Origin of the sequence: Streptomyces sp. NPDC046870 (assembly GCF_040704595.1) — a bacterium.
GTDB lineage: Bacteria > Actinomycetota > Actinomycetes > Streptomycetales > Streptomycetaceae > Streptomyces > Streptomyces argyrophylli.
On sequence record NZ_JBEYXM010000005.1, the window covers coordinates 462,208 to 485,330 of the forward strand.

Below are 23,123 nucleotides of genomic sequence, written 5' to 3' on the forward strand. Positions count from 1 at the left end.
GCGCCGGTGACTGGCCCTGTCACTCCCAGGATCGCGGGGGCACTGCCGTACCGCGCGGACCGGGCGGAGGGTGGATCGCGAGGCCACCGGGAACGTCCGGTGGCCGGAACACCTGGAGAGGTACGACATGACTGCACAGCTCGGTGGCACCGTCACCCCGGCCGACGGCCTGACCCTGACCCGCGTCGGGTACGGCGCCATGCAGCTGGCCGGACCGCACGTCTTCGGCCCGCCGCGGGACCGTGACCGGGCGGTGGCGGTACTGCGCGCGGTGGTGGAGGCGGGCATCACCCACATCGACACGGCCGACTTCTACGGGCCCGTCGTCGTCAACCAGATCATCAAGGAGGCCCTGCACCCCTACCCGGACGATCTGCGCGTGGTCACCAAGGTCGGGGCCCGGCGGGGAGCCGACGGCAGCTGGATCATGTCCCGGCACCCCGAGGACCTGAAGGCGCAGGTGTACGACAACCTGCGCAACCTCGGCGTGGACACGCTGGACGTGGTCAATCTGCGGCTCGGCGACATGGACACACCGAACGAGGACTCGGTCGCCGACCAGTTCGGCGCCCTGGCCGAGCTGCGCGAGCGCGGGCTGATCCGGCACCTGGGGCTGAGCGCCGCGTCCCTCGCCCAGCTGGACGAGGCCCGGGCGATTGCGCCCGTGGTGACCGTGCAGAACCTGTACAACCTGGCGAACCGGCAGGACGACGCGCTGCTGGAACGTACGGCGGCGGAGAACATCGCCTTTGTCCCGTACTTCCCCCTCGGCGGGTTCACCCCGCTGCAGTCGGACGTGCTCGCGAAGGTGGCCGCCCGGCTGGGGGCGTCACCGCAGCAGGTGGCGCTGGCCTGGCTGCTGCGCCGCTCGCCGAACATCGCGCTCATCCCCGGCACCTCCTCCCCCGACCACCTGCGGGAGAACATCGCCGCGGCGGGCCTGGTGCTGCCGGACGACGCGATGGCCGAGCTGAACGGCATCGCGGGCTGACCGCGCGGGGGCGGGGTACCCGGGGGCACACGGGGTGTGGTGCAAGGCGTCGTGGGAAGGGGCCGGAGGTGGCGGCACAGGACCGGTTGCGGACGTACCGCGGCAAGCGCGACTTCGAGCGGACCCGTGAGCCCTCGGGGCGGGTGGACCGGACGCGGGGCGAGGAGCCCCGGTTCGTGGTGCAGATCCACGACGCGCGGCGGATGCACTTCGACTTCCGGCTCCAGGTCGACGACGTCCTGAAGTCCTGGTCCGTGCCCAAGGGCCCGTCCACCGACCCCGGGGACAAGCGGCTGGCGGTGCCGACCGAGGACCATCCGCTGGAGTACGAGGACTTCGAGGGCGTCATCCCGAAGGGCGAGTACGGCGGCGGCACCGTGATCGTGTGGGACCGCGGGACGTACGAGCCGCTCAGCCACGACCGGCGGGGGCGCCCGGTGGACTTCGCCGAGTCCCTGGAGCGCGGGCACGCCACCTTCCGGCTGCACGGCGCGAAGCTGCACGGCGAGTACGCCCTCACCCGCTTCCGCGGCGGCAGGGACGGGGAGGAGGCCTGGCTGCTGGTGCGCAAGGGGCCGGCGCGGCCGGACGGGCACGGCACCCCCGATCCCCGGCGGGCCCGCTCGGTGCGCAGCGGGCGCACCCTGGCCCAGGTCGCCGCCGCCGGCGGAGAGTGAGACCGGCCGAGCCGCGCCGTCCGGAGTGACGGTTTCGGCGCGGCCCGCGGGCGCCGGGATCCGGATCACCGGGTTCCGGCCCCAACCCGCCTTCGGGGCCTCTAAGTTCGGGCGGTGTCCGCTCGCGCCCCTGGAGGCCCCGCATGCGCACCGCACTCCGTACCGCCGTCGTCGGCGTGGTGACCGCCGCCGCCCTCACCCTCTGCGGCCCCGCCGGGGCGACCCCGGCCGGCCCCGGGGTGACGGCCCGGATCCTCGCGCAGACCACCGTCGGCGGCACCGACTACACCGTGCGGGAGATCACGGTCCCGCCCGGCCAGAGCACCGGCTGGCATTACCACGACGGTCCGCTGTACGGCGTCGTGAAGGAGGGGACGCTCAGCCACTTCGACGCCACGTGCGCCTCGGACGGCGTGTACCGGACGGGCGCGGCGATCCGGGAGCCGTCCGGGAGCGACCACGTCCACATCGGCCGCAACCTGGGCGACACGCCGCTCGTCCTGGAGGTGCTGTACGTGCTGCCGCACGGCTCGCCGTTCTCCGAGGACGCGCCGAACCCGGGCTGCGCGTTCCAGTGATCAGTCGTCGGGCAGCGCCTGTTCGGCCCAGATGGTCTTGCCCGCGACGGTCTGCCGGCTGCCCCAGCGCTGGGTGAGCTGGGCGACGAGCAGCAGTCCCCGGCCCCCCTCGTCGTAGGCGTGCGCCCGGCGCAGGTGCGGGGAGGTGGAACTGGCGTCGGAGACCTCGCAGATGAGGGCGCGGTCACGGATCAGGCGCAGCCGGATGGGCGGTTCGCCGTAGCGGATGGCGTTGGTGACGAGTTCGCTGACGACGAGTTCGGTGACGAAGGCGGTCTCGGCGAGCCCCCAGGCGGTCAGTTGCTCGGTCGCGGCCTGCCGCAGGACGGCGACCTGGGCGGGGTCGGGCGGCACGTCCCAGGTGGCGACCCGGTCGGTGCCCAGGGCACGGGTGCGCACGAGGAGCAGGGCGACGTCGTCGCCGGGCTGATCGGGCAGGACGGCTTTCAGGACGTCGTCGGCGAGGGCTTCGAGGGAGGCGGCGGGTGCGGTGAGGGCGCGGCGCAGTTCCTCGGTGGCGCCGTCCAGGTCCCGGTCGCGGTCCTCGATCAGGCCGTCGGTGTAGAGGGCGACGACCGAGCCCTCGGGCAGTTCCCGTTCCGTCGCCTCGAACGGCAGTCCGCCGACGCCGAGCGGTGGCCCGGCGGCGACCGGGAGGAACTGCGCGGTGCCGCCGGGCAGGACGACGGCCGGGGCGGGGTGGCCGGCGGCGGCCAGGGAGAGACAGCGGGAGACCGGGTCGTAGACGGCGTACAGGCAGGTCGCGCCGAGTTCGGCGACCTCCTCCCCGCTGCCGTCGGCGGCGAGGTGGGTGACCAGGTCGTCCAGGTGGGTGAGGAGTTCGTCGGGCGGCAGGTCGACGTCGGCGAGGGTGCGCACGGCCGTGCGCAGCCGGCCCATGGTGGCGGAGGACTGGATGCCGTGGCCGACCACGTCACCCACGACCAGGCCGACCCTTCCTCCGGAGAGCGGGATGACGTCGAACCAGTCGCCGCCGATGCCGGCCAGGGATCCGCTGGGCAGGTAGCGGTGGGCGACGTCGACCGCGGCCTGTCCGGGCAGGCCGCGCGGGAGCAGGCTGTGCTGGAGGGTGAGGGCCGTGGCGCGTTCGCGGGTGAAGCGGCGGGCGTTGTCGATGCAGACGGCGGCGCGGCTGGCGAGTTCCTCCGCGAAGACGGCGTCGTCGGGCCCGTAGTCGTCGGGGTGGCGCATGCGGACGAAGACCGCGACGCCCAGGGTGGTGCCGCGGGCCCGCAGCGGTACCGCGATCATGGAGTGGGCGCCCTGCCGGAACGGGCGGCCCCCGGGTGAGCGCGCGTTGCGTTCCGCCAGCCAGTGGACGAACCCGGGCTCGCCCGCCTGGCTGAGCACCGCGCGGCCCTGGAGCAGCGCGCGGGCGGGCGGGGAGGTCGGCTGGTAGACGTCGGTCTCACCGAGGTGCAGCGCCGCCGCGGGGTTGCCGGGACGGGTGGAGCCGTGGGCGACGCGGCGCAGGACGACTCCGCCGTCCGGCGGCGTCGGCGGTTCCTCGGCGCCGAGCACCCAGTCGAGCAGGTCGACGCTGGCGAAGTCCGCGTACTGCGGGACCAGCACGGCGATCATCTCCTCGGCGGTGCCGATCACGTCCAGGGTGGTGCCGACGCAGGTCGCGGCCTCGTTCAGCAGGGCGAGGCGGCGCCGGGCCCAGTACTGCTCGCTGCTGTCGGACGCGGCGAGCGCGACCGCGGCCGGTTCGCCGGAGGCGTCGCGCAGCGGCCACATCTCGATGCTCCAGGCCTGTTCCTGGTCGAGGGCGGGGGCGCCGGTGTAGCTCTCGTAGCGCACCGGGCGGCCGGTCTCGGCGACCTCGCGCAGACGGGCGAGGAAGCCGCGGCTGTGCTCGGTGTCCGCGACGGTGTCGGGGAAGGACCGGCCGAGCAGCGCTTCCTCGGAAACGCCCATGACGTGGCAGGCGGCGGCGTTGACGCGCAGGTAGCGCTGGCGGAGGTCGAAGACCGACATCGACATGGACGCCTGCTCGAAGGCCTGCGCGGCCAGGGTGGTGCCGTGAGGCAGGGCCGTGACGACGTAGCCGGCGGGCTGTCCGGCGGCGCCGGCGAGCGGGCAGACGGTGAGGGGCAGCACCAGGCGGTGGCCGTCGCGGTGGCGCACGGCGACCGGGCCGGCGCGGGCGGTCAGGATGCCGCCGGGGAGGTCCTCGGCCAGCAGGTCCGTGGCCTGCCGGCCCACGACCTCGTCGGCCGGATGGCCGGTGAGCAGCCGCGCGCCCTCGGTCCACCCGGTCACCGTGCCGTGCGCGTCGATGACCGCCACGGCGGCGACATCTTTCATATGCCCCAGGATGATCCGATTGTCCCGGTCCATCAAGCGGCGGGGTGTCCGCTTCGCCCCCGGTGTCCGCTTCAGCCCTGGTGGGCGCGGAGGGCGGCGAGGGCCCGGTCGGCGTGGGTGTTCATGCGCAGTTCGCTGCGGACGACCTCCAGGACGGTACGGTCCTGGGCGATCACGAAGGTGACCCGTTTGGTCGGCGCCAGGGAGAAGCCGCGTCTGACGCCGAACCGCTCGCGGACCGTGCCGTCGGCGTCGGAGAGGAGTGTCATGCCGAGACGGTGCCGGCCGGTGAACTCCTGCTGCTTGTCGACGGTGTCCCCGCTGATCCCGACGGGCCGGGCGCCGACGGCTGCGAACTCGGCGGCGAGGTCGCGGAAGTGGCAGGCTTCGGCGGTGCAGGCGGGGGTGAGGGCGGCGGGGTAGAAGAAGAGGACGACCGGTCCGGCCGCCAGCAGCTCGGTGAGCCGGCGGGTGGTGCCGGTCTCGTCCGGCAGGGCGAAGTCCTCGGCCTTGGTCCCGATCCCGACGCGCCCGGTCATGACCGCCCCTTCCCGTTCCGGGCGACCCCGCGCGCCCACAGCACCAGCGGCACCTGGAGGGGCAGCCGGGCGAGGGCCGCCGCCCTGAGCGGCGCGGGCCGGTCGCGCCAGTCGACGGCCATCTGGACGTTGGCCGGGAACACGCCGACGAAGAAGGCGGCCGACGCCTTCGCGGCGAACGCGCGGGTGCGGGGCGCCGCGACCCCGGCCGCGAGGGCCAGCTCGACGACCCCGCTCCCGTACGTCCAGGCCCTGGGCGGGCCCGGCAGCGCGCGGGGCACGGTCGCGTCGAACTGACGCGGAACGGCGAAATGGGCCACTCCGGCGGCCGCCAGCAGACCGGCGAGCAGCAGGGGTGAGCGTGGGGACCGGGGCACGGTTCCTCCTTCGGTGTCCTGCCGCCGGATATTACTGGACGGTAGGCGCGGGGGTGGCCGTTCCGCCCGGCTCGGGGCGGCGCCAGGTACGGAGTCTCAGCCGCTGGTGACCGGCTTCCGTCCGGCCTCGCCGGGCTCGGGGCGCCGCGCCGGACGCAGGGCGGCGATGCCGATGAACACCAGGGACGACACCCCGGCCAGGGCGAAGGCCATGAAGCCCCGGTCGCCGTTGCCCGTGGCGAGCAGCTGCCCGCCGGGCCAGGGGCCGACGACGGCGCCGAAGCGGCCCAAGCCGGAGGTCCGGCCGACGGCGAGGGCCCGGCTGCGGCATGCGCACGCTGAGCCGGAACACGCCGGACACGGCGAGCGCACCGGGCTGGGCGGGGCGTTCGGCCCCGTAGCGGGCGACCCCTTGGCGACCAGGAAGAAGTTCGGCGACTCCGGCATCGCCTTGAGCAGGCCCGGGACGTGGGGCAGCGGTACGTCGCAGACCCCGGGGGCGGCGCGCCGGCCGACGGGTTCCACCAGCCACTGGGCGACGCAGGCGGAGAGGATCCCGCCCGCGTGGTCGGCGGTCATGAGGGCGCCGATGGTCGGGGCCCCGGCCGCCACCCCCTCCTGATGCCGGCCTTGCCCGGATCAGGCGCCCGGGGCAGCCTGGTAGCTATGGGTGCTCAGGACGGTCCCACCCTGATCGGCTCCGTACAGCGGGCCTTCCGGCTGCTGGAGGCGGTGAGCGCGCACGAGAACGGCGCACCGGCGAAGCAGCTGGCGCGCGAGACGGGGCTGCCCCTGGCCACCGCCTACCACCTGCTGCGCACCCTGCTGCACGACGGATACGTGCGGAAACTGGACGACGGCGGGTTCGTCCTCGGCGACCGGCTGGACTCGCTGCACGCGGCGGGCGGCGCCCAGTCGCTGCTCAGCCGCGTGCGCCCGGCGCTGGCGGCCCTGCGGGACGAGCTGTCCACGCCCGCCTACCTCACGTTCTACGAGGACGGCGAGATCAGGGTGGCCGAGATCGTCGACGGTCCCCGTGCGCCCCGGGTGGACCTCTGGGTGGGGTTCGAGGACGCCGGCCACGCCACCGCGCTGGGCAAGTCCGTGCTGCGCGAGCTGGACGAGGAGGCCCGCCGGGACTACCTGTCCAGGCACCACCTCGCCGACCTCACGCCCCGCACGGTCACGAGCCTCCCGGAGCTGCTCCGCAGGATCGAGTCGCCCCCGATGGCACCGGCCGTGACGGACCTGGAGGAGTACGCGCTCGGCACCGTCTGCGTCGCCGTGCCCGTCTATCGCGGCACCACCCTCGGCTCACTCGGCGTCTCCCTGCCGGTGGAGCGACAGGACCGGCTCCGGGAGATCGGGATCCGGCTCTTCTCCATCGCCGGCCGGGTGACCAGAGGGCTCTCGCTCACTATCTGAAAATCCGCTCCTTGTGGCCGCCCCCTCCCGCCCCGTTTGCTGGATGAAAGCGACATTGCGGGTGTGCACCCCCCTACAGGCGAGGACTGCGGACGAGACATGCGCCAAGCCCCAGACCAGCTGTGCGGGAACCGGGCGGCCGGTGACCGGGGAGGGGTCCACCGGCGTGCCGGCCGGCTGCCGGCCGCGGTCGTGCACGGGCTGCCGGTCCTGGTCGCCGCGCTCGTCGTGCTCGTCGGCGTCGCCGGGGGCACCGGCACGGCCTGGCTGCCGCTGCTGGCCGCCGGACCGGCCCTGGCCGCCACCGTCAACGGCCCGCACGGCGTGCTCTGCGCCGGTCTCTCCGCCGCGGCGACGGGCACGGCCCTGGCCCTGATGCACAGGGTTCCCGGATACGAGCTCGCGGCCGTCCTGTGCGCCCTGGTGGCCGTCACCGCGGCGAGCGGCCTGACAGGCGCGCTGCGCGGTCGCCGGGAACGGGTCCTGGCGGACGTGCGCTCGGTCGCCGAGGCCGCCCAGCAGGCAGTGCTCCAGCCGGTGCCCGGGACCGTGGGCCCGTTCCAGGTGGCCGTCCGGTACAGCGCCGCCGCGGCGCAGGCCCGGATCGGCGGGGATCTCTACGCCGTGGTGCCCACCCCGCACGGTGTCCGGCTGATCGTCGGCGACGTGCGCGGCAAGGGACTGCCCGCCGTGGGGACCGCCGCGCTGGTGCTCGGGGTGTTCCGCGAGGCCGCCCACGACGAGCCCGACCTGCTGGCCGTCGTGAGCCGGATCGAGCGGAGCCTGGCGCGCAACCTCGGCCCGGACGACTTCGTCACCGCCGTGGTCGTCGGCTGCCCCTCGGCGGGGCACCTGGAGGTGGTGAACTGCGGACACGCGCCTCCCCTGCTGATACCGGCCGCCGGAGAGCCGGCGGCGGTGGAGCCCGCCCACCCCGCGCCACCCCTGGGGCTGCGCGCCCTCTCGGGCGAGGAGCCCCGCCTCCAGCGGCTGCCCTTCACGGCGGGCGACCAGCTGCTGCTCTACACCGACGGGGTCACCGAGGCCCGCGACGACGCGGGCGCGTTCTATCCCCTGGCCGAAGGCGTGGCCCGGCATCTGTCCGACGAGCCCGCCCGCACGCTCACCGGGCTCCACGGCGAACTGCTGGCCCACGTGGGCGGGCGGCTGCACGACGACGCGGCCCTCCTGCTGCTGCGCAGGACGGCCGCGTGGGAGCCGGTCTCCGCGCCGGCCGGACCGCGGGCGGCGCCGCGGACGCCTCAGACGAGCTCCGCCCAGCGGGTGACCCCGCCACGATGGACCCGTATGCCGTGACGCGTCGCCAGGGCGTGCACGATCGACTCGCCCCGGCCGTGCTCGTCCGGGTCGAGCCAGCCGAGCGGCTGCCCCGCCGGGCGCATTGGTCCGCCGTCGGTGACCTCCACGCGCAGCGTGCCGCCGCCCTCGCCCGCCTCCCAGGTCAGCCGCAGCTCGGCCGGCGGCCGGGCGTGCAGGATCGCGTTGGTGACAAGCTCCGACACCACGAGCAGCGCGTCCTCGGCGATCTCCGCAGACACGTCCCAGTCGGCGAGGGCCGCCGCCGCACCCCGGCGCACGGCCGAGACGGCGCCGGGGACGGGCGGCACCGGACACACGTGTTCGCGTGCCGCCGCCCGTAGCAGCGTGTTCAGCTGTGCCGCCATGTTCTCTCCCGATGGTGTGTGCCGGCCGGGCGCGTGAGTCGACGCCTTTCCGGGCTTCAATGAAACCTATGGAGACAAATCGGGCCGGTCAATGAACGGCGGTCGGCATTACCGAACGAGCGGTCCCGGGACCGTGTCCCGTCCGCGCGGCGAAGCGTTCGCAGCGGTAATAGGCTCGCTTCATGGCCGGCCCAGTCCAGTCGATCGAAAGGGCGGCGGCGATCCTGCGCCTGCTCGCCGGTGGCCCCCGCCGACTCGGTCTCGGCGAGGTGGCCGCGTCGCTCGGGCTGGCGAAGGGCACCGCCCACGGCATCCTGCGCACGCTCCAGCACGTGGACTTCGTGGAGCAGGACGCGACCACCGGGAAGTACCAGCTGGGAGCCGCCCTGCTGCACCTCGGCACCAGCTACCTGGACGTCAACGAACTGCGCTCGCGCTCCCTCAACTGGGCCGACGCCCTGGCCGCCCGCAGCGGGGAGGCGGTGCGCCTCGGGACCCCGCTGGAGGGCAGCGTCCTCATCGTCCACCACGTGTTCCGGCCGGACGACACCTTCCAGACCCTGGACGTGGGCGCGCTGCTGCCCCTGCACGCCTCCTCGCTCGGCAAGGTCCTGCTGGCCTACGGGACGGCGACCGTCGAGCCGGTCCGGCCGCCGGGGCTGGAGGCGTACACCCGGCACACGCTGGTCGACCCCGAGCGGCTCGCCCGGGCGCTCGCCGAGGTCAGGGAGCTCGGCTGGGCCGCCGAGATCCAGGAGATGAGCATGGGCGAGGCGGGGCTCTCGGCGCCGATCCGGGGGCACGGTGGGCTCGTCGTCGGCGCCATCGGGCTGTCCGGGCCGGTCGAGCGGATCTGCGACAGCCAGGGCCGGCCCCGCCCGCATCTGGTCAGTCTGATCCGGGAAGCCGCGCGGGCGGTCTCCAGGGACCTCGGAGCCACCCGCTGGTAGGCCAGGACAGCCGCCCCTCGATCCGTCGGAAGGCAGACCCGATCATGGCTGAACGGTACGTAATGTCCGTCGATCAGGGCACCAACTCGACCCGCTGCATCCTGTTCGACCACCGTGGGCGGCTGGTCTCGGTCGCGCAGAAGGAGCACCAGCAGCACTTCCCGAAGCCCGGATGGGTCGAGCACGACGCCGTTGAGATCTGGCAGAACCTGCGGCGCGTGGTGCCCGAGGCCCTGGCGGACGCCGGTGTGGGCGAGGGGCAGATCGCGGCGATCGGCCTGGCCAACCAGCGGGAGACGACGGTGCTCTGGGACCGGCGGACCGGCGCGCCGCTCGGCCGGGCGATCGTCTGGCAGGACACCCGCACGGCGCCGCTCGTCGACGCCCTCGCGGACGACCCCGGGGAGGCGTTCTTCCTCGAACGGTGCGGCCTGCCGCCGTCGACCTACTTCTCCGCGCTGCGCATCCGGTGGCTGTTCGACCACGTCAAGGGGCTCGAGCAGCGCGCCCGGGACGGCGAGGTGCTGTTCGGCACGATGGAGAGCTGGCTGGTCTGGAACCTCACCGGCGGACCCGACGGCGGTCTGCACATCACGGACGCCACCAATGCCAGCCGCACGATGCTGATGAACATCCGCAAGCTCGCCTGGGACGACGAACTGCTGGCCTTCTTCGGAGTGCCCCGCTCGATGCTGCCCGAGATCAGGTCCTCCGCGGAGCCGTACGGCGAGGCCCGCTCGCTGCTGCCGGGCGTCTCCATCACCGCCGCGCTCGGCGACCAGCAGGCCGCCCTGTTCGGCCAGACCTGCTTCTCCCCGGGCGAGGCCAAGTGCACCTACGGAACGGGCAGCTTCCTGCTGCTCAACACCGGGACCGACCTGGTGCGGTCCCGGCACGGGCTCCTCACGACGGTCGCCTACAAGATCGGGGAACAGCAGCCCGCCTACGCACTGGAAGGGTCGATCGCCGTCACCGGCGCGCTCGTCCAGTGGTTCCGTGACCGCCTGGGGCTGATCAGCAGCGCGCCGGAGATCGAGACCCTCGCCCGGACGGTCGAGGACAACGGCGGCTGCTACATCGTCCCCGCCTTCTCGGGCCTGTTCGCGCCGCGCTGGCGCAGCGATGCGCGCGGGGTCATCGTCGGGCTCACCTCGTACATCACCAAGGGGCACCTGGCGCGGGCCGTCCTGGAGGCCACGGGGTGGCAGACCCGGGAGGTCGTCGACGCCATGAACGCCGACTCCTCGGTCGCCCTGCGGCAGCTCAAGGTGGACGGGGGCATGACCTCGGACAACCTGCTCATGCAGTTCGTGGCCGACGTGCTCGACGTGCCGGTGGTCCGGCCGATGGTCGCCGAGACGGTCTCCCTCGGCGCCGCCTACGCGGCCGGGCTCGCCGCCGGCTACTGGTCCGACCTCGAGGTGCTGCGCCGCAACTGGCACAAGGCCGGCCAGTGGCTGCCCGCCATGGACCCCGGGCTGCGGGAGGAGGAGTACGACAACTGGCAGCGGGCCGTCGAACGCTCGCTGGGCTGGGTCGGACCGCCGCGGTCCTCCTGACCCGGGTCAGCCGCTCGCGGCCCGGCGGACGGTGCCCACGGGGGCCGGCCACTGGCCCACGTGGCCGCGACTCCGAGCCCGGAACCGGCGACCGAACGGCCGGCCTGAGCGGACACGGCCGTGCGGGCTGGCAGGGTGCGCGGGGTACCACGCACCGGCGAGCGGGTCGGGGAGGCCGGCCGGAGAGACCCCGCCGCCGGAACGGGGCGGCTGAGCGGGGCTCGTCGTCCCGTGCGGCCGACCCCGTCCGGGACGGCCCCGACGGCGCCTCCCGGCGGATCGGCCGGCCCGGTGCCGTACCTGCCCACCCGCCCCACACGCAGGCCCGTGTCATCCGGGTCCGGTACGGACCGGCTCGGCCCGGCGGCGGACGGCGGACCGCAGCCGGTCGTCTGACGGCCCGCGGCCACCGGTCAGCCGGCGGTCGCCGGGCCGAGCGGCACGGCCCGCCGGCCCGCCTCACCCCGCCACCACGCCTCCTTGCCGCCCCGCACCGGGCCCCACCCGGTGCCGCTCCCCGTCCGGTCCAGCCGGCGCGACCGAGTGCCGCCCCCGGCGCGGGACCGTTCAGGGGAACCCGGTGGGAAAGGTGCGTGACGGGGGCGGGGGTGGTCGAGATCTCTGCCGTGACCGCCGTGACCCTGCCGCTCATTCCGCCCATGCTCGCGACGCCCGGCAGCCTGCCGCCCGCCGCGCAGGACGTGCGGTGGGCGTACGAGACCAAGCAGGACGGCCAGCGGGTGATGGCGTACCTGCCCGGCGACGGCAGTGTGCTGCTGCGCGCCCGCTCGGGCGAGGACATCACCGGTGCCTACCCGGAGCTGCGGCCGCTCGGCGGAGCGCTGGGCATCACCCCCGCCGTGCTGGACGGGGAGGTGCTGGCCCTGGACGAGCGGGGCCGGGCCGACTTCCAGCTCCTCCAGAGCCGGATGGGCCTCGCGCACGCCCCCGCGCGGGCGGCGCGCCGGGCCGCGCAGGTCCCGGTGCACCTGGTGCTGTTCGACGTGCCCTATCTGGAGGAGTCCCTGGTACGGCTGCCGTACCACCGCCGGCGGGCGCGGCTGGAGGAGCTGGGACTGGCGGGCCCGTACTGGTCGACGCCCGGGGCGGTGACCGGGCACGGCGCCGAGGCGCTCGCGGCGACCAGGGAACACGGCCTGGAGGGCCTGGTGTGCAAGCGGCTGGACTCGGTGTACGAACCCGGCGTGCGCTCCCGTGCCTGGATCAAGATCCGGAACATGCGGGCCGAGGACGTGATCGTCGGCGGCTGGCTGCCCGGGAAGGGCCGGCTGACCGGACTGCCCGGGGCGGTGCTGGTCGGCCAGCGCGACCCGGAGGGCCGGCTGCGGTACGTCGGCGGGGTGGGCACCGGCTGGAGCGGGGCCGAGCGCGCCCGGCTGGCGGACCTGCTGCGGGACACGGCGAGCGACCGGTGCCCCTTCGACCCCGTGCCCCGCGTCCCCGGCGCCCGCTGGGTGCTGCCCCGGCTGGTGGGCGAGGTCAGCTACAGCACCCGTACCCGGCACGGCATGCTGCGCCAGTCCTCCTGGCTGCGGCTGCGCCCGGATCTCGCCCCGGAGGAGTCGGCGGCGGACCTGCCCGGGGAATCCGGCTCAGGCCGATAGGTCTATCGTGTCCCGCATGCCGGTTCCCGAACTGATCCGAATCGTCTCCCGCGACTCGCCCATGGCTCTGGCCCAAGTGGAACGCGTCCGCGCCGAGTTGGCGGTGCTGCACCCGGGCGTGCGCACCGCGGTCGTACCGGTGAAGACCACCGGCGACAGGTGGCTCGGCGATCTCTCCCAGGTCGAGGGCAAGGGGGCGTTCACCAAGGAGGTGGACGCCGCCCTGCTGGCCGGGGAGGCGGATCTCGCGGTGCACTGCGTCAAGGACGTGCCCGCCGACCGGCCGCTGCCGGCCGGGACGGTGTTCGCCGCGTTCCTGAAGCGGGACGACATCCGGGACGCGCTGGTACACCCGGACGGGCTCACCCTGGACGAGCTTCCGGCCGGCACCCGGATCGGCACCTCGGCGGTGCGCCGCATCGCCCAACTGGCCGCCACCCACCCGCACCTGGTGTGCGTGCCGTTCCGGGGCAACGCCAACCGCAGGCTGGAGAAGCTGGCCGCCGGTGAGGCGGACGCGCTGCTGCTGGCGGTGTCCGGCCTGGAGCGCATCGGCCGGACGGACGTGATCAGTGAGGTGCTGTCCCCTGAGGCGATGGTGCCGCCGATCGGCGCGGGCATCCTCGCGTTGCAGTGCCGGGAGGACGACACCGAGCTGATCGAAGCGGTCGGCGGGCTCAGCGACCCGGACACGCACCGGGAGGCGACGGCGGAGCGGATGTTCCTGCACGTGCTGCAGGGACACTGCAACAGCCCCATCGCCGGCTACGCGCGAGTGGACCGGAGCGGCGAACTCTCCCTGCGGGCCTGTGTCTTCACGCCGGACGGCAAGACCCGGCTGAACGCCCACGAATGGTCGGGCCGGCTCGATCCGGCCACGCTCGGCACCTCGGTCGCGGTGGCGCTGCTGCGGCAGGGCGCGCGCGAGATCATCGACGGCATCCCGCACTGAGCGCCGTACGGCGCGGCGCGCGGGCGCTCGTCAGGCGGAACCGGGCTCGGTCTGGTCCTTCAGGAACGCGCTGACCTGGTGGGCCAGGCTGCCCTGGCCGGTGCCGGCGGGCGCGGCGGGCGCGGCCGGTTCCGCGATGCCGATGCCGCCCGCCCACAGCCGGCGGTCGGTCCACTCGTCCTCCACCCGCAGCTGGACCTGTACGTCCACGTGCGTGAGGGCGGCCTCGGGCGCGGCGGCGTAGACGACGGCGGTGGCCCGGCGCAGCGGGTAGACGTCGAAGCCCTCGATGAACTGGGAGTTGCGCCAGTCGATGAAGGCACCCTCGCCGTCCGCGCCGACGCGGACGTCGATCTGACCGTCCTCCAGGTGGATGCCGTAGTGCCGCGCGCCGCGGTTCTCCACGGTCACCCGGACGCTGAAGTACGTCAGCCCGGCGGCGGCGTCGTCCCGTCCGCGCGGCGGCTCGGCCGGCTCCAGACGGTGGACGCGGACCCGCAGACCGGCATGCTCGTCGTACTCCTGCCAGTCCCCGACCACGTTCGGCTCGTACACAGTGCCCCTCTCGACCTTCGAGAGGTGCTGTCTATCTGTGCGCTCAGCGCACTGTCAAATGAGCGGAATGCGCCGTGGCCAGGGGATTCACCCGCTTTGATCGGTGATCAAGCGCTGCGCAGGAAGAATCCGTGTCCGGCCCCTCGCGGCCGGGTACGCGCGCGTGCCGCACATCACGTCCGCGGCAAGATCAGCGGGCCAGCCGGCCGAGCAGCGCGGAGGCCGCGGTGATGCCCGCCGCCGCGGCCACCGCCAGCACCCCGAAGTCGGCGGCGAGATGCGCGGGCGTACCGAGCAGCAGACCCCGCAGTGCGTCCACTTGGTAGCTCAGCGGGTTGACCTTGCTGACCGCCTGAAGCCAGCCGGGCATGACCGACACGGGATAGAGGGCGTTGGAGCCGAAGAACAGCGGCATCGTGATCGCCTGTCCGAAGCCCATCAGCCGGTCGCGGCTGAGCACGATCCCCGCGATGGTCATCGACAGGCAGGAGAAGAACACGGAGGCGAGGACCACCGCGAGGGCGACGCCGAGCAGCCGGAGCGGGTTCCAGGTGAGGGCGACGCCGAGCAGTGCGGCGATCACGATCACGACGACCGCCTGGACCAGGGACTTCACCCCGGCCGCGAACGCCTTCCCGGTGATCAGGGCCGAGCGCGGGGTCGGGGTGACGAGCAGCTTGTTCAGGATGCCCGCGTCCCGCTCCCAGATGATCTGGATGCCGTAGAAGATCGCGATGAACATCGCCGACTGGGCGATGATGCCGGGCGCCAGATAGTCGATGTACGGGACCCCGCCGGTGGGGATCGCCCGGATCCGGGTGAAGGTCTGTCCGAAGATCAGCAGCCACAGGGCGGGCTGGACCGCGCGGGTGTACAGCTCGGTCCGGTCGTGGCGCAGCTTCTGGAGCTCGACGGCGCACATGGCGGCCACCCGGGCGGGCAGGACGCGCCAGCCGGCGCGCGGCACGGGCGGGGTGAGCAGCAGGGCGGTGCCGTCTTCGGGAGTGCCGTCAGCCGACGCGGTGCGCGGTGCGGCGGGTGCTTCGGACATCGCGGAAACCTCCTGCGGGGTGGTCGTCGAGGCCGCTGCCGGCGACGTCGCGGAAGACGTCCTCCAGTGTGGGCAGGCGGTCGGCGCCCTGCCGCTCGGCGAGGCCGCGGCGCAGGGCCGCCGGGGTGCCGAGGGCGCGGACCCGGCCGCGGTGCATGAGGCCGACCCGGTCGCAGTACTGGTCCGCCTCGTCCATGTAGTGGGTGGTGACCAGGACGGTCATCCCGGTGACGGCGCGTACGGCGTTGATGTGCTCCCAGACGCCGGTGCGGGCGATCGGGTCCAGGCCGATCGTGGGCTCGTCCAGGATCAGCAGCCGGGGTGCGCTGACCAGGGCCTGGGCGAGTTCCAGACGGCGGACCATGCCTCCGGAGTAGGTGCCGGCCAGCCGGTCCGCGGCGTCGGCGAGGCCGACGGCGGCGAGGGCCTGGGCGACGCGTGCGGCGCGCTCGCGGCGCGGCACGTCGAAGACCCGGGCGAACAGGGCGACGTTCTCCCGGCCGGTGAGCCCGCTGTCGGCGGACAGTTGCTGCGGGACGTAGCCGAGCAGCCGGCGCACCGCCATCCGCTCCCTGGCGGCGTCGTGCCCGAAGACGCGGACCATGCCGGCGGGGACGGGCAGCAGGGTGGTGATGCACCGGATGGCGGTGGTCTTGCCGGCCCCGTTGGGCCCCAGCAGCCCGAAGACCTCGCCCTCCCGGACGGCCAGGTCGAGCCCGTCGACGGCACGGGTCTCACCGAAGGCATGGGCGAGCCCGGTACAGGACACGGCTTCGACGCCGTCACGGGCCGCGGCCGCGGAGGAAGCACCGGGGTCACCGGCGGCGGCCGTGGCGTCGGAGGGAACCCCGGGGGGACTCTGCGGCGCGCCGGAGACCCGGGACGCGCCGACCGCGGAGGTACCCGCCACCTCGGAGGTGGCGGGAGCCTCGGGGGCACCTCCGGACACGGATGCGTCGGGCATGTCGCTCGTCATGTTTCCTCGGCCTCCTCGTGCAGCATGACGGCCAGTCTGCGCAGGGCCGGGAGGGCCGCGCGCAGCGCTTCGCGGTCGGCCTCGCCGAGCCGGGAGACGTGCCGGCCGACCAGTTCGGCCCGGCGGCGCCGCCAGTCGGCGAGCCGCCGCTCGGCGGCCGCGGTCAGCAGCAGCCGGGCGGCACGCCGGTCGGCCGGGTCGGTCTCGCGGACCAGGTACCCGTCGCGGACGAGCTGGTTGACCAGGGTCGACACGGAGTTGCCGGCCAGGTGCAGCTGTCGCGCCGCGTCCGAGACGCCGATGCCGGGCCGGGACTCGACCAGCCGCAGCAGTTCGACCTCGGCGCCGCGCAGCCGGGGGCCGGTGAGCCCGCCGCGCAGCCGGCGCCGGATCAGCCGCTGGACACGAACCAGCGCGTCGGCCAGTTCCTCCGGGAAGGCGTCGGCGTTCACGCTTCGCAGATTACCTCTGTCACAGAGGTATCGCCGCCCAAGGATCGGTCAAGACACCGCGTCCGGCTCTCCCGATATCTACGTGTTTGTTTTGAGATGTCCGTCAGCGGGAATGAGAGCAGAAGTGCTTCGGACAGGAGGCACGTCCGTGGGAGCCGGCCTTCCGCCGGACGCCCCGGTGTCCTATCCATGGTCCGAGCGCACCTCCCACGGTGTCTGTCATCCAGCACCTGCTGAGAGAGGTGCGCGCGATGCGTGTCAATGGCAGCACGAAACCCCATCCCCACGACGACGCCCCGGACACCAGCGGCGCTTTCGCGCGGCTCGCCGGCCTGCACGACGGTCCCGAGCGCCAGGCGCTGCGGGACGAGCTCGTCCGGTTGTGGCTGCCCATGGCCGAGCGGATCGCCGTGCGGTTCCGCGGGCGTGGCGAGGCCCTGGAGGACCTGTACCAGGTGGCCGCACTGGGCCTGGTCAAGGCGGTCGACCACTTCGATCCCGACCGCGGCCGGGCCTTCGAGGCGTACGCGGTGCCCACCATCACCGGGGAGATCAAGCGCCACTTCCGCGACCACATGTGGACTCTGCACGTGCCGCGCCGGGTGCAGGACCTGCGCAACCGGGTCCGCGCCGCCACCAAGGAGCTGGCGCAGACCACACCGGGCCGGGCGCCCACCGTCGCCGAGATCGCCGCGTTCACGCGGCTCAGCGAGGACGAGGTGCGCACCGGGATGGAGGCGCTGGAGTGCTTCTCCGCGCTGTCCCTGGACGCCGAGGTGGCCGGCACGGACGGCTACGCCCTGGGCGACTCCCTGGGCGGTCCGGACCCGGGGTTCGACCTCGTCGTGGACCGGGCCGCGGTCAAGCCGTGTCTGGAGGCGCTGCCCGAGCGTGAACGCACCATCCTCTACCTGCGGTTCTTCGGCGGTATGACACAGAGCCGGATCGCCGAGCAGCTGGGTATCTCGCAGATGCACGTCTCGCGGCTGCTCAGCGGCTGCTTCGACCGGCTGCGCGACGAACTGCTGGCGGAGGTCCGCGCCCGCTGACCCCCGCTCCCCCGGCCCCGCAGCCCCTGTTCCCCGGGGCCTACTGTCCCTCGGACCCCGGCACCTGGGTGGGGCCGTACCGGTCCAGCGCGTCCTCCAGTTCGGCCCTGATCCGGGCCGGGATGTCGCCGCGCCGCCCCCAGATCAGGATCAGCTCCGCGACGTTGCGCAGCTTGATGTTGGTGTGCTGGGAGACCTCCTTCAGCACCTGCCAGCCCTGGTCCGGGGTCACCCGGCCGAGTGCCACGACCATCCCGATCGCCTGGTCGATGACCGCGTGGGAGGTCATGGCCTCCTTCAGCTGGTCGACCTCCGCCTGCAGCGCGGCGATCCGGTCCGGCTCCATGTCTCCCATCCCTCCATCCTGCGCAGGGGCCTGCACCCCCGCCACCCGGGGTACTCGACAGGCAGCCCACCCGTTTCCGGTCGGACACTGGTGTCAGAACGGTGGCCGCCCGGCCCCGAGAGCAGGACGCGACTGCCATGAACCATGACACCCGCACCGGCGGCGAGCCCCGCAGAAAAGAAGTCGTCTCCACCCACTCGGTCTTCGGCGCACCGTGCTGGGTGAGCCTGACCAGCCGCGATCTCCAGACCACCCAGGACTTCTACGCCGCCGTCCTCGGCTGGCGCTGGCGCGGTGCCAAGCTCGGCGAGCACTTCCGGATCGCCCTGGCGGACGGGGTCCCGGTGGCCGGGATCGCCGCCGTCGCCGCCATGTGGCAGATGGCCGTGGCCTGGACGCCGTACTTCGCCGTGGCGGACGCGGACGTGGCCGTGTCACGGGTGCGGGAGCGCGGCGGCACGTCGGCGGTCGGACCGCTGTCGTTCCCGCCGGGCCGGGCGGCGCTGCTCGCCGACCGGGACGGGGCCACGTTCGGGATCTGGCAGGGCGAACTGGTCACCAACTGGGAGGCGTGGCGGCAGGCGGCCCCGACGTTCGTCCGGCTGCACACCCGGGACGCCTTCGACGCCGCGATCTTCTACGGCGAGGTCCTGGGCTGGGCGACCGGGCAGCCGGGCTGCTGCGAGGTCGAGTACGAGGGCGGCGAGGTGGTGCTGCGCAGCCAGGGCGACATCGTGGCGCGCATCGACTCGGGAGCGGTGGAGGCGGCCCCGGACCCCTCGGTACGACCGCATTGGCAGATCCACTTCGCGGTGGCCGACGTGCCCGGCTGCGCCCGCACGGCGGAGAAGCACGGTGGCAGCGTGCTGCGGGAGGAGGAGACGGAGGCGATCCTGCGCGACCCGGACGGCGCCCAGTTCACGGTGACCTCCCGCCGGAGCCGTTGAGGCCGGCAGTCCGGGCCGACGGCGCCGCACCCGGCGGGGGTGCGGCGCCGTCGGCTCGTTCCCGTCACTTTCCGGCGGCACGCGACGGGCGTGACAGCAGGACCAGGCTGCGCGCCTCCACGCGCAGCCTGGTGCCCGCCTTCCGCTCGCGTTCGTCGGGGACGCCCTCGGGGTCGGCGGTGTCGATCAGGGTGGTCCAGCGCTCCCCGAAGGAGTCGTCGGGCAGGCGGAAGACGACCGGCTCCCAGTAGCCGTTGACGAACAGCAGGAAGGAGTCGTCGATCATGCGGCGGCCGTAGGAGTCGCGCTCGGCGATGGCGTCCCCGTTGAGGAACACCCCGACCGTGTGCGCGTCCCCGCGCTGCCAGTCGCGGTCGGTCATCTCCCGGGCGTCGGGCCGCAGCCACATCAGGTCGGGCAGCGGCTGCCTGGCGTGGGTCGCGGTCTCGCCGCGGAAGAAGCGGCGGCGGCGCAGCACCGGGTGCGCGGCGCGCAGCGCGATCAGGCGCCGGGTGAACCCGGCGAGGGCGCGCTGCTCGTCGGTCAGCTCCCAGTCGATCCAGGAGATCTCGTTGTCCTGGCAGTAGGCGTTGTTGTTGCCCCGCTGGGTGCGGCCGAGTTCGTCGCCGTGGCAGAGCATCGGGATGCCCTGCGAGAGCAGCAGCGTGGCCAGCAGGTTGCGTTGCTGGCGGGCCCGCAGTTCGAGCACGGCCGGGTCGTCGGTGTCGCCCTCCGCCCCGCAGTTCCAGGACCGGTTGTGGCTCTCGCCGTCCCGGTTCTCCTCGCCGTTGGCCTCGTTGTGCTTGTCGTTGTACGACACCAGGTCGCGCAGGGTGAAACCGTCGTGCGCGGTGACGAAGTTGACGCTCGCGCGCGGCCGGCGCCGGCTGTGCTGGTAGAGGTCGGAGGAGCCGGTGAGCCGGGAGGCGAACTCGCCGAGCGAGCCGGGCTCGGCCCGCCAGAAGTCCCGTACCGCGTCACGGTACTTGCCGTTCCACTCCGACCACAGCGGCGGGAAGTTCCCCACCTGGTAGCCGCCCTCGCCGACGTCCCAGGGCTCGGCGATGAGCTTGACCCGGCTGATGACGGGGTCCTGCTGGATCAGGTCGAAGAACGCCGACAGCCGGTCCACCTCGTGGAACTGCCGGGCCAGTGTGGCCGCGAGGTCGAAGCGGAAGCCGTCGACGTGCATCTCGGTGACCCAGTACCGCAGCGAGTCCATGATCAGCTGGAGTACGTAGGGGTGCCGCATCAGCAGGCTGTTGCCGGTGCCGGTGGTGTCGTAGTAGTGCGCCCAGTCGCCGTCGACCAGACGGTAGTAGGAGGCGTTGTCGATGCCGCGGAAGGACAGCGTGGGGCCCAGTTCGTTGCCCTCGGCGGTGTGGTTGTAGACCACGTCGAGGATGACTTCGAGGCCGGCCGCGTGCAGCGCCTTCACCATGGCCTTGAACTCGTTGACCTGCTGGCCGCGGGTGCCGAAGGCGGCGTAGGCGTTGTGCGGGGCGAAGAAGCCGATGGTGTTGTAGCCCCAGTAGTTGGACAGGCCGCGGTCCTGGAGCACGCCGTCCTGGACGAACTGGTGGACCGGCATCAGCTCCACGGCGGTCACCCCGAGCGAGGTGAGGTGCTCGGTCACCGCGGGGTGGGCGAGCCCGGCGTAGGTGCCGCGCAGCCGCTCCGGAACGTCCGGGTGGGTCATGGTCAGGCCGCGCACATGGGCCTCGTAGATCACCGAGTCCGCGTACGCCGTCCTGGGCGGACGGTCGTCGCCCCAGTCGAAGAACGGGTCGGTGACCACGCCCAGCATGGAGTGGCCGGCGCTGTCGGCCGGGGCGGGCCCGTCCGGGGCGCGCTCGTACAGGGAGGCGTGGTTGTCGATCTGGCCGTCCACGGCACGGGCGTACGGGTCGAGCAGCAGCTTGGCCGGGTTGCAGCGGTGGCCGAGCGAGGGCTGCCAGGGGCCGTGCACCCGGTAGCCGTAGCGCTGGCCGGGTCCGACGCCGGGCAGGTAGGCGTGCCACACGAAGCCGTCGACCTCCTGCAGCGGGACGGAAGCGGTGGTGCCGGAGTCGTCGACGAGGACCAGCTCGACCCGCTCGGCGACCTCGCTGAACAGGGCGAAGTTGGTGCCCTGTCCGTCGAACGCGGCGCCCAACGGGTAGGGGTGCCCGCTCCACACGGGCACCCCTTTGCGGTTCTTCCGGGCGGTCACCGGCTGTCCTCCAGGGCGTCGTCACCGGCGGGCGCCGGCGCGGCGAGCACGGCCACCGGCTCCTCGCGCGGCACCGTGAGGCCCTCCCGCAGCGTCGGCGCGGGGGCGGTGGGCACCAGCGGGACGCGCTGTCCGGCGCGGGCGCGCTGCGAGAACCAGATGATCTTGCTGCCGGTGTCCGAGGCGCAGCAGCCCCAGCCGTCGCTCATGGCGGCGATGTCCGCGAGGCAGGACCGCAGGTCCAGGTCCGGGCGCAGATCCGGGTCGTCGTCGCCGAAGGCGGTGATGAGGTGCTGGCCGTTCCACCACATCTCGATCGAGGTGTGCTTGTCCGTCGCGTGCGCGTCGATCGCACGCAGCAGCATTTCGGCGCCTCGGCAGACGGGGTCCACGAGGTTATCGAGGTCCCAGTAGCGGAGGTGGGCGGCCAGGATGCGGCTGACCTGTCCCACCCGTTCCGGGCTGACTTCCACGTCGAGGTGGTAGTAGCAGGGCACTGCGGTCTTCATCGTCGCTTGCTCCTCACCGGCGAAGCTCTCGCTCCCCTTGCCCCGTCCGGGAGGGATCCCGGACACATAGCGTGAGCGCTGATCGCTTCTGAGTCACCTCCACGGTGAGCCCACTACGCCATTCGTGCAACACGAGCACCCGACACCCCCGAATGGTTGAAGCTCCAACAAGACGCTGCGTCGTCGCGCGTGCACCATAAGTGAAAGCCTCGATCGCCGTAACGGTGCCGCGCCTTCCCGTGCGCGGACGCCACCCGACCGTCGGGAACGCGCCCAGTCGAGAGCGTGGAAGGTGGCTGAGGGTCATGCTGCTACCCGCCAAGGCCGAAGTGGCCCGGCAGTTGCGGCGTTACCGGGCGTGGGAGCGCGTGATGCTCGCCTCGCCCCACGACCGCACGGTCCGGGCCACCTTCGAGGACTCGGGGTACACGCTGTGCGTGCTGATGGGCAAACGCTGCGCCCGCGAGGCCGCGGACGCCGCCGAACGCTATCTGCGCACGAACCTGGTCACCTACCTGCGCGAGCAGGACGGACGGCCGCAGCCACGCCGGGCGGCCAGAAGAGCGCCGCCACCGGAGCGGCGTTCCACGGCGCCAAGCCCCTGACCTGGCACCGTACAAGGCGTTCCTCTCGGGACCGGTTCGCGCCGGCCCGACTTTCGGATCGCGGAGCCGGGCCGGGTGCCCGGCTCCGCGCACGGCGGAGGTGAGATACATGCGCAGGACCCCGGCCATCGGCCGTGTCCCGGTACGTGACGTCCGGCCGGCCGTGGAGTGCGGCAGGCGCCCGGCGAAAGCGGTGACCGGGGAGACCTTCGAGGTCACGGCCACCGTGTTCCGCGAAGGGCACGATGCCGTGGGGGCGAACGTGGTCCTGCGTGATCCCCAGGGCCGCCGGGGCCCCTGGACGCCGATGCGGGAACTCTCCCCGGGCAGCGACCGCTGGGGTGCGTGGATCACCCCGGACGCGACGGGACGCTGGACCTTCCGGGTGGAGGCCTGGAGCCATCCGCTGGCGACGTGGCGGCACACCGCGTCCGTGAAGGTGCCGGCCGGGATCGACACCGGCCTGGTCCTGGAGGAGGGCGCGGAGCTGTACGGACGGGCCGCCGCCGGAGTGCCCAAGGGCCCCGAGCGCGCCCTGGTCCTGGCCGCCGCACATGACCTCGGCGACGACTCCCTGTCGGTGCACGACCGTCTGAAGGCCGCTCTGGCGCCGGAGGTGGAGTCGGTCCTGGCGCGGTATCCGCTGCGGGAGTTGGTCACGGCGTCGGATCCGATGCCGTTGCTGGTGGAGCGTGAACGGGCGCTGTACGGCTCGTGGTACGAGTTCTTCCC

General features: G+C 73.5%; 25 protein-coding genes. 13 read left to right on the forward strand and 12 right to left on the reverse strand.

All coding sequences use genetic code 11. The features are described from left to right. Positions 1-127: 127 nt before the first annotated feature. The 3 genes from AB0946_RS15300 to AB0946_RS15310 all read left to right on the forward strand — a co-directional run bounded on the left by AB0946_RS15300 (position 128) and on the right by AB0946_RS15310 (position 2,246). A complete protein-coding gene (locus AB0946_RS15300; protein WP_366761057.1) occupies positions 128-991 on the forward strand; it encodes an oxidoreductase in 864 nt (287 codons plus the stop codon). 68 nt (positions 992-1,059) lie between these two features. Further along, entirely contained in the window at positions 1,060-1,668 is a 609-nt protein-coding gene (locus tag AB0946_RS15305) for a DNA polymerase ligase N-terminal domain-containing protein (protein WP_366761058.1), read from the forward strand. A gap of 143 nt (positions 1,669-1,811) precedes the next feature. Next, on the forward strand, positions 1,812-2,246 hold the full coding sequence (locus AB0946_RS15310; protein ID WP_366761059.1) for a cupin domain-containing protein: 435 nt from the start codon (positions 1,812-1,814) through the stop codon (positions 2,244-2,246). On the opposite strand, the gene AB0946_RS15315 is transcribed toward AB0946_RS15310, so the two are convergent. The 4 genes from AB0946_RS15315 to AB0946_RS15330 all read right to left on the reverse strand — a co-directional run bounded on the left by AB0946_RS15315 (position 2,247) and on the right by AB0946_RS15330 (position 6,072). Beyond that, complete coding sequence (locus AB0946_RS15315) at positions 2,247-4,577, reverse strand: SpoIIE family protein phosphatase (protein ID WP_366761060.1); 2,331 nt, start codon at positions 4,575-4,577, stop codon at positions 2,247-2,249. A 71-nt stretch (positions 4,578-4,648) separates the two neighbouring features. After that, positions 4,649-5,116 (reverse strand): peroxiredoxin, encoded by a 468-nt coding sequence (locus AB0946_RS15320; RefSeq protein WP_366761062.1) that lies wholly within the window; start codon positions 5,114-5,116, stop codon positions 4,649-4,651. Then, the gene (locus tag AB0946_RS15325) at positions 5,113-5,493 is read right to left on the reverse strand and encodes a hypothetical protein (RefSeq protein ID WP_366761063.1); all 381 of its coding nucleotides are present in this window, start codon (positions 5,491-5,493) and stop codon (positions 5,113-5,115) included. The genes AB0946_RS15320 and AB0946_RS15325 overlap by 4 nt, the downstream gene beginning before the upstream one ends. 96 nt (positions 5,494-5,589) lie before the next feature. Next, complete coding sequence (locus AB0946_RS15330; RefSeq protein WP_366761064.1) at positions 5,590-6,072, reverse strand: hypothetical protein; 483 nt, start codon at positions 6,070-6,072, stop codon at positions 5,590-5,592. 87 nt (positions 6,073-6,159) lie between these two features. Here AB0946_RS15330 and AB0946_RS15335 point away from each other — a divergent pair, with 87 nt between their 5' ends. Then, the gene (locus tag AB0946_RS15335; RefSeq protein WP_366761065.1) at positions 6,160-6,918 is read left to right on the forward strand and encodes an IclR family transcriptional regulator C-terminal domain-containing protein; all 759 of its coding nucleotides are present in this window, start codon (positions 6,160-6,162) and stop codon (positions 6,916-6,918) included. 99 nt (positions 6,919-7,017) lie between these two features. Next, positions 7,018-8,235 carry a PP2C family protein-serine/threonine phosphatase gene (locus AB0946_RS15340; protein ID WP_366761066.1) on the forward strand — a complete coding sequence of 406 codons (1,218 nt, stop codon included), beginning with the start codon at positions 7,018-7,020 and terminating at the stop codon, positions 8,233-8,235. On the opposite strand, the gene AB0946_RS15345 is transcribed toward AB0946_RS15340, so the two are convergent. After that, the gene (locus AB0946_RS15345; protein ID WP_366761067.1) at positions 8,181-8,603 is read right to left on the reverse strand and encodes an ATP-binding protein; all 423 of its coding nucleotides are present in this window, start codon (positions 8,601-8,603) and stop codon (positions 8,181-8,183) included. The genes AB0946_RS15340 and AB0946_RS15345 overlap by 55 nt on opposite strands. A 182-nt stretch (positions 8,604-8,785) precedes the next feature. Here AB0946_RS15345 and AB0946_RS15350 point away from each other — a divergent pair, with 182 nt between their 5' ends. The 4 genes from AB0946_RS15350 (at position 8,786) to hemC (ending at position 13,689) form a co-directional block, all read left to right on the forward strand. Continuing rightward, positions 8,786-9,553, forward strand: a complete 768-nt coding sequence (locus AB0946_RS15350; RefSeq protein WP_366761068.1) for an IclR family transcriptional regulator — start codon at positions 8,786-8,788, stop codon at positions 9,551-9,553. A gap of 44 nt (positions 9,554-9,597) precedes the next feature. Beyond that, the gene (gene glpK, locus AB0946_RS15355; protein ID WP_366761069.1) at positions 9,598-11,112 is read left to right on the forward strand and encodes a glycerol kinase GlpK; all 1,515 of its coding nucleotides are present in this window, start codon (positions 9,598-9,600) and stop codon (positions 11,110-11,112) included. A 635-nt stretch (positions 11,113-11,747) separates the two neighbouring features. After that, positions 11,748-12,737 (forward strand): ATP-dependent DNA ligase, encoded by a 990-nt coding sequence (locus tag AB0946_RS15360; protein ID WP_366761104.1) that lies wholly within the window; start codon positions 11,748-11,750, stop codon positions 12,735-12,737. 16 nt (positions 12,738-12,753) lie between these two features. After that, positions 12,754-13,689 (forward strand): hydroxymethylbilane synthase, encoded by a 936-nt coding sequence (hemC, locus tag AB0946_RS15365; RefSeq protein ID WP_366761070.1) that lies wholly within the window; start codon positions 12,754-12,756, stop codon positions 13,687-13,689. A gap of 30 nt (positions 13,690-13,719) precedes the next feature. Here hemC and AB0946_RS15370 read toward each other — a convergent pair whose 3' ends face one another. From AB0946_RS15370 to AB0946_RS15385, 4 genes are all read right to left on the reverse strand, one after another. After that, on the reverse strand, positions 13,720-14,244 hold the full coding sequence (locus tag AB0946_RS15370) for a hypothetical protein (protein WP_366761071.1): 525 nt from the start codon (positions 14,242-14,244) through the stop codon (positions 13,720-13,722). A gap of 190 nt (positions 14,245-14,434) precedes the next feature. Further along, the gene (locus tag AB0946_RS15375) at positions 14,435-15,295 is read right to left on the reverse strand and encodes an ABC transporter permease (RefSeq protein ID WP_366761072.1); all 861 of its coding nucleotides are present in this window, start codon (positions 15,293-15,295) and stop codon (positions 14,435-14,437) included. After that, positions 15,255-16,271 (reverse strand): ATP-binding cassette domain-containing protein, encoded by a 1,017-nt coding sequence (locus AB0946_RS15380; RefSeq protein WP_366761073.1) that lies wholly within the window; start codon positions 16,269-16,271, stop codon positions 15,255-15,257. Before AB0946_RS15380 ends, AB0946_RS15375 begins: the two co-directional genes overlap by 41 nt. Beyond that, positions 16,268-16,723: a helix-turn-helix domain-containing protein gene (locus AB0946_RS15385; protein ID WP_366761074.1), complete on the reverse strand. Its 456-nt coding sequence runs from the start codon at positions 16,721-16,723 to the stop codon at positions 16,268-16,270. Before AB0946_RS15385 ends, AB0946_RS15380 begins: the two co-directional genes overlap by 4 nt. 251 nt (positions 16,724-16,974) lie before the next feature. Here AB0946_RS15385 and AB0946_RS15390 point away from each other — a divergent pair, with 251 nt between their 5' ends. Then, on the forward strand, positions 16,975-17,772 hold the full coding sequence (locus AB0946_RS15390; RefSeq protein WP_366761075.1) for an RNA polymerase sigma factor SigF: 798 nt from the start codon (positions 16,975-16,977) through the stop codon (positions 17,770-17,772). 40 nt (positions 17,773-17,812) lie between these two features. On the opposite strand, the gene AB0946_RS15395 is transcribed toward AB0946_RS15390, so the two are convergent. Further along, positions 17,813-18,127, reverse strand: a complete 315-nt coding sequence (locus AB0946_RS15395) for an ANTAR domain-containing protein (RefSeq protein WP_366761076.1) — start codon at positions 18,125-18,127, stop codon at positions 17,813-17,815. Between the two features lie 128 nt (positions 18,128-18,255). Between AB0946_RS15395 and AB0946_RS15400 the strand changes: the two genes are divergently transcribed. Further along, complete coding sequence (locus AB0946_RS15400) at positions 18,256-19,065, forward strand: VOC family protein (RefSeq protein WP_366761077.1); 810 nt, start codon at positions 18,256-18,258, stop codon at positions 19,063-19,065. A gap of 64 nt (positions 19,066-19,129) precedes the next feature. Here the strand turns inward: AB0946_RS15400 and glgX are convergent, their stop codons facing one another. Beyond that, a complete protein-coding gene (gene glgX, locus AB0946_RS15405) occupies positions 19,130-21,277 on the reverse strand; it encodes a glycogen debranching protein GlgX (protein WP_366761078.1) in 2,148 nt (715 codons plus the stop codon). Continuing rightward, the gene (locus AB0946_RS15410; protein WP_366761079.1) at positions 21,274-21,786 is read right to left on the reverse strand and encodes a pep a2; all 513 of its coding nucleotides are present in this window, start codon (positions 21,784-21,786) and stop codon (positions 21,274-21,276) included. The genes glgX and AB0946_RS15410 overlap by 4 nt, the downstream gene beginning before the upstream one ends. A 305-nt stretch (positions 21,787-22,091) precedes the next feature. Here AB0946_RS15410 and AB0946_RS15415 point away from each other — a divergent pair, with 305 nt between their 5' ends. Next, entirely contained in the window at positions 22,092-22,391 is a 300-nt protein-coding gene (locus tag AB0946_RS15415; RefSeq protein WP_030641557.1) for a DUF5133 domain-containing protein, read from the forward strand. A gap of 109 nt (positions 22,392-22,500) precedes the next feature. Further along, on the forward strand, positions 22,501-23,123 hold a 623-nt coding region (locus tag AB0946_RS15420; RefSeq protein ID WP_366761080.1), incomplete at its 3' end, for a maltotransferase domain-containing protein.

Excerpts from the sequence above, each read along its gene's own strand:
- AB0946_RS15300 (WP_366761057.1), top strand. The coding sequence starts at position 128 with ATGACTGCACAGCTCGGTGGCACCGTCACCCCGGCCGACGGCCTGACC.
- AB0946_RS15310 (WP_366761059.1), top strand. The coding sequence starts at position 1,812 with ATGCGCACCGCACTCCGTACCGCCGTCGTCGGCGTGGTGACCGCCGCC.
- AB0946_RS15315 (WP_366761060.1), bottom strand. The coding sequence starts at position 4,577 with ATGAAAGATGTCGCCGCCGTGGCGGTCATCGACGCGCACGGCACGGTG.
- AB0946_RS15320 (WP_366761062.1), bottom strand. The coding sequence starts at position 5,116 with ATGACCGGGCGCGTCGGGATCGGGACCAAGGCCGAGGACTTCGCCCTG.
- AB0946_RS15330 (WP_366761064.1), bottom strand. The coding sequence starts at position 6,072 with ATGACCGCCGACCACGCGGGCGGGATCCTCTCCGCCTGCGTCGCCCAG.
- AB0946_RS15335 (WP_366761065.1), top strand. The coding sequence starts at position 6,160 with ATGGGTGCTCAGGACGGTCCCACCCTGATCGGCTCCGTACAGCGGGCC.
- AB0946_RS15340 (WP_366761066.1), top strand. The coding sequence starts at position 7,018 with ATGCGCCAAGCCCCAGACCAGCTGTGCGGGAACCGGGCGGCCGGTGAC.
- AB0946_RS15345 (WP_366761067.1), bottom strand. The coding sequence starts at position 8,603 with ATGGCGGCACAGCTGAACACGCTGCTACGGGCGGCGGCACGCGAACAC.
- AB0946_RS15350 (WP_366761068.1), top strand. The coding sequence starts at position 8,786 with ATGGCCGGCCCAGTCCAGTCGATCGAAAGGGCGGCGGCGATCCTGCGC.
- glpK (WP_366761069.1), top strand. The coding sequence starts at position 9,598 with ATGGCTGAACGGTACGTAATGTCCGTCGATCAGGGCACCAACTCGACC.
- hemC (WP_366761070.1), top strand. The coding sequence starts at position 12,754 with ATGCCGGTTCCCGAACTGATCCGAATCGTCTCCCGCGACTCGCCCATG.
- AB0946_RS15375 (WP_366761072.1), bottom strand. The coding sequence starts at position 15,295 with ATGTCCGAAGCACCCGCCGCACCGCGCACCGCGTCGGCTGACGGCACT.
- AB0946_RS15380 (WP_366761073.1), bottom strand. The coding sequence starts at position 16,271 with ATGACGAGCGACATGCCCGACGCATCCGTGTCCGGAGGTGCCCCCGAG.
- AB0946_RS15390 (WP_366761075.1), top strand. The coding sequence starts at position 16,975 with ATGCGTGTCAATGGCAGCACGAAACCCCATCCCCACGACGACGCCCCG.
- AB0946_RS15395 (WP_366761076.1), bottom strand. The coding sequence starts at position 18,127 with ATGGGAGACATGGAGCCGGACCGGATCGCCGCGCTGCAGGCGGAGGTC.
- AB0946_RS15400 (WP_366761077.1), top strand. The coding sequence starts at position 18,256 with ATGAACCATGACACCCGCACCGGCGGCGAGCCCCGCAGAAAAGAAGTC.
- AB0946_RS15410 (WP_366761079.1), bottom strand. The coding sequence starts at position 21,786 with ATGAAGACCGCAGTGCCCTGCTACTACCACCTCGACGTGGAAGTCAGC.
- AB0946_RS15415 (WP_030641557.1), top strand. The coding sequence starts at position 22,092 with ATGCTGCTACCCGCCAAGGCCGAAGTGGCCCGGCAGTTGCGGCGTTAC.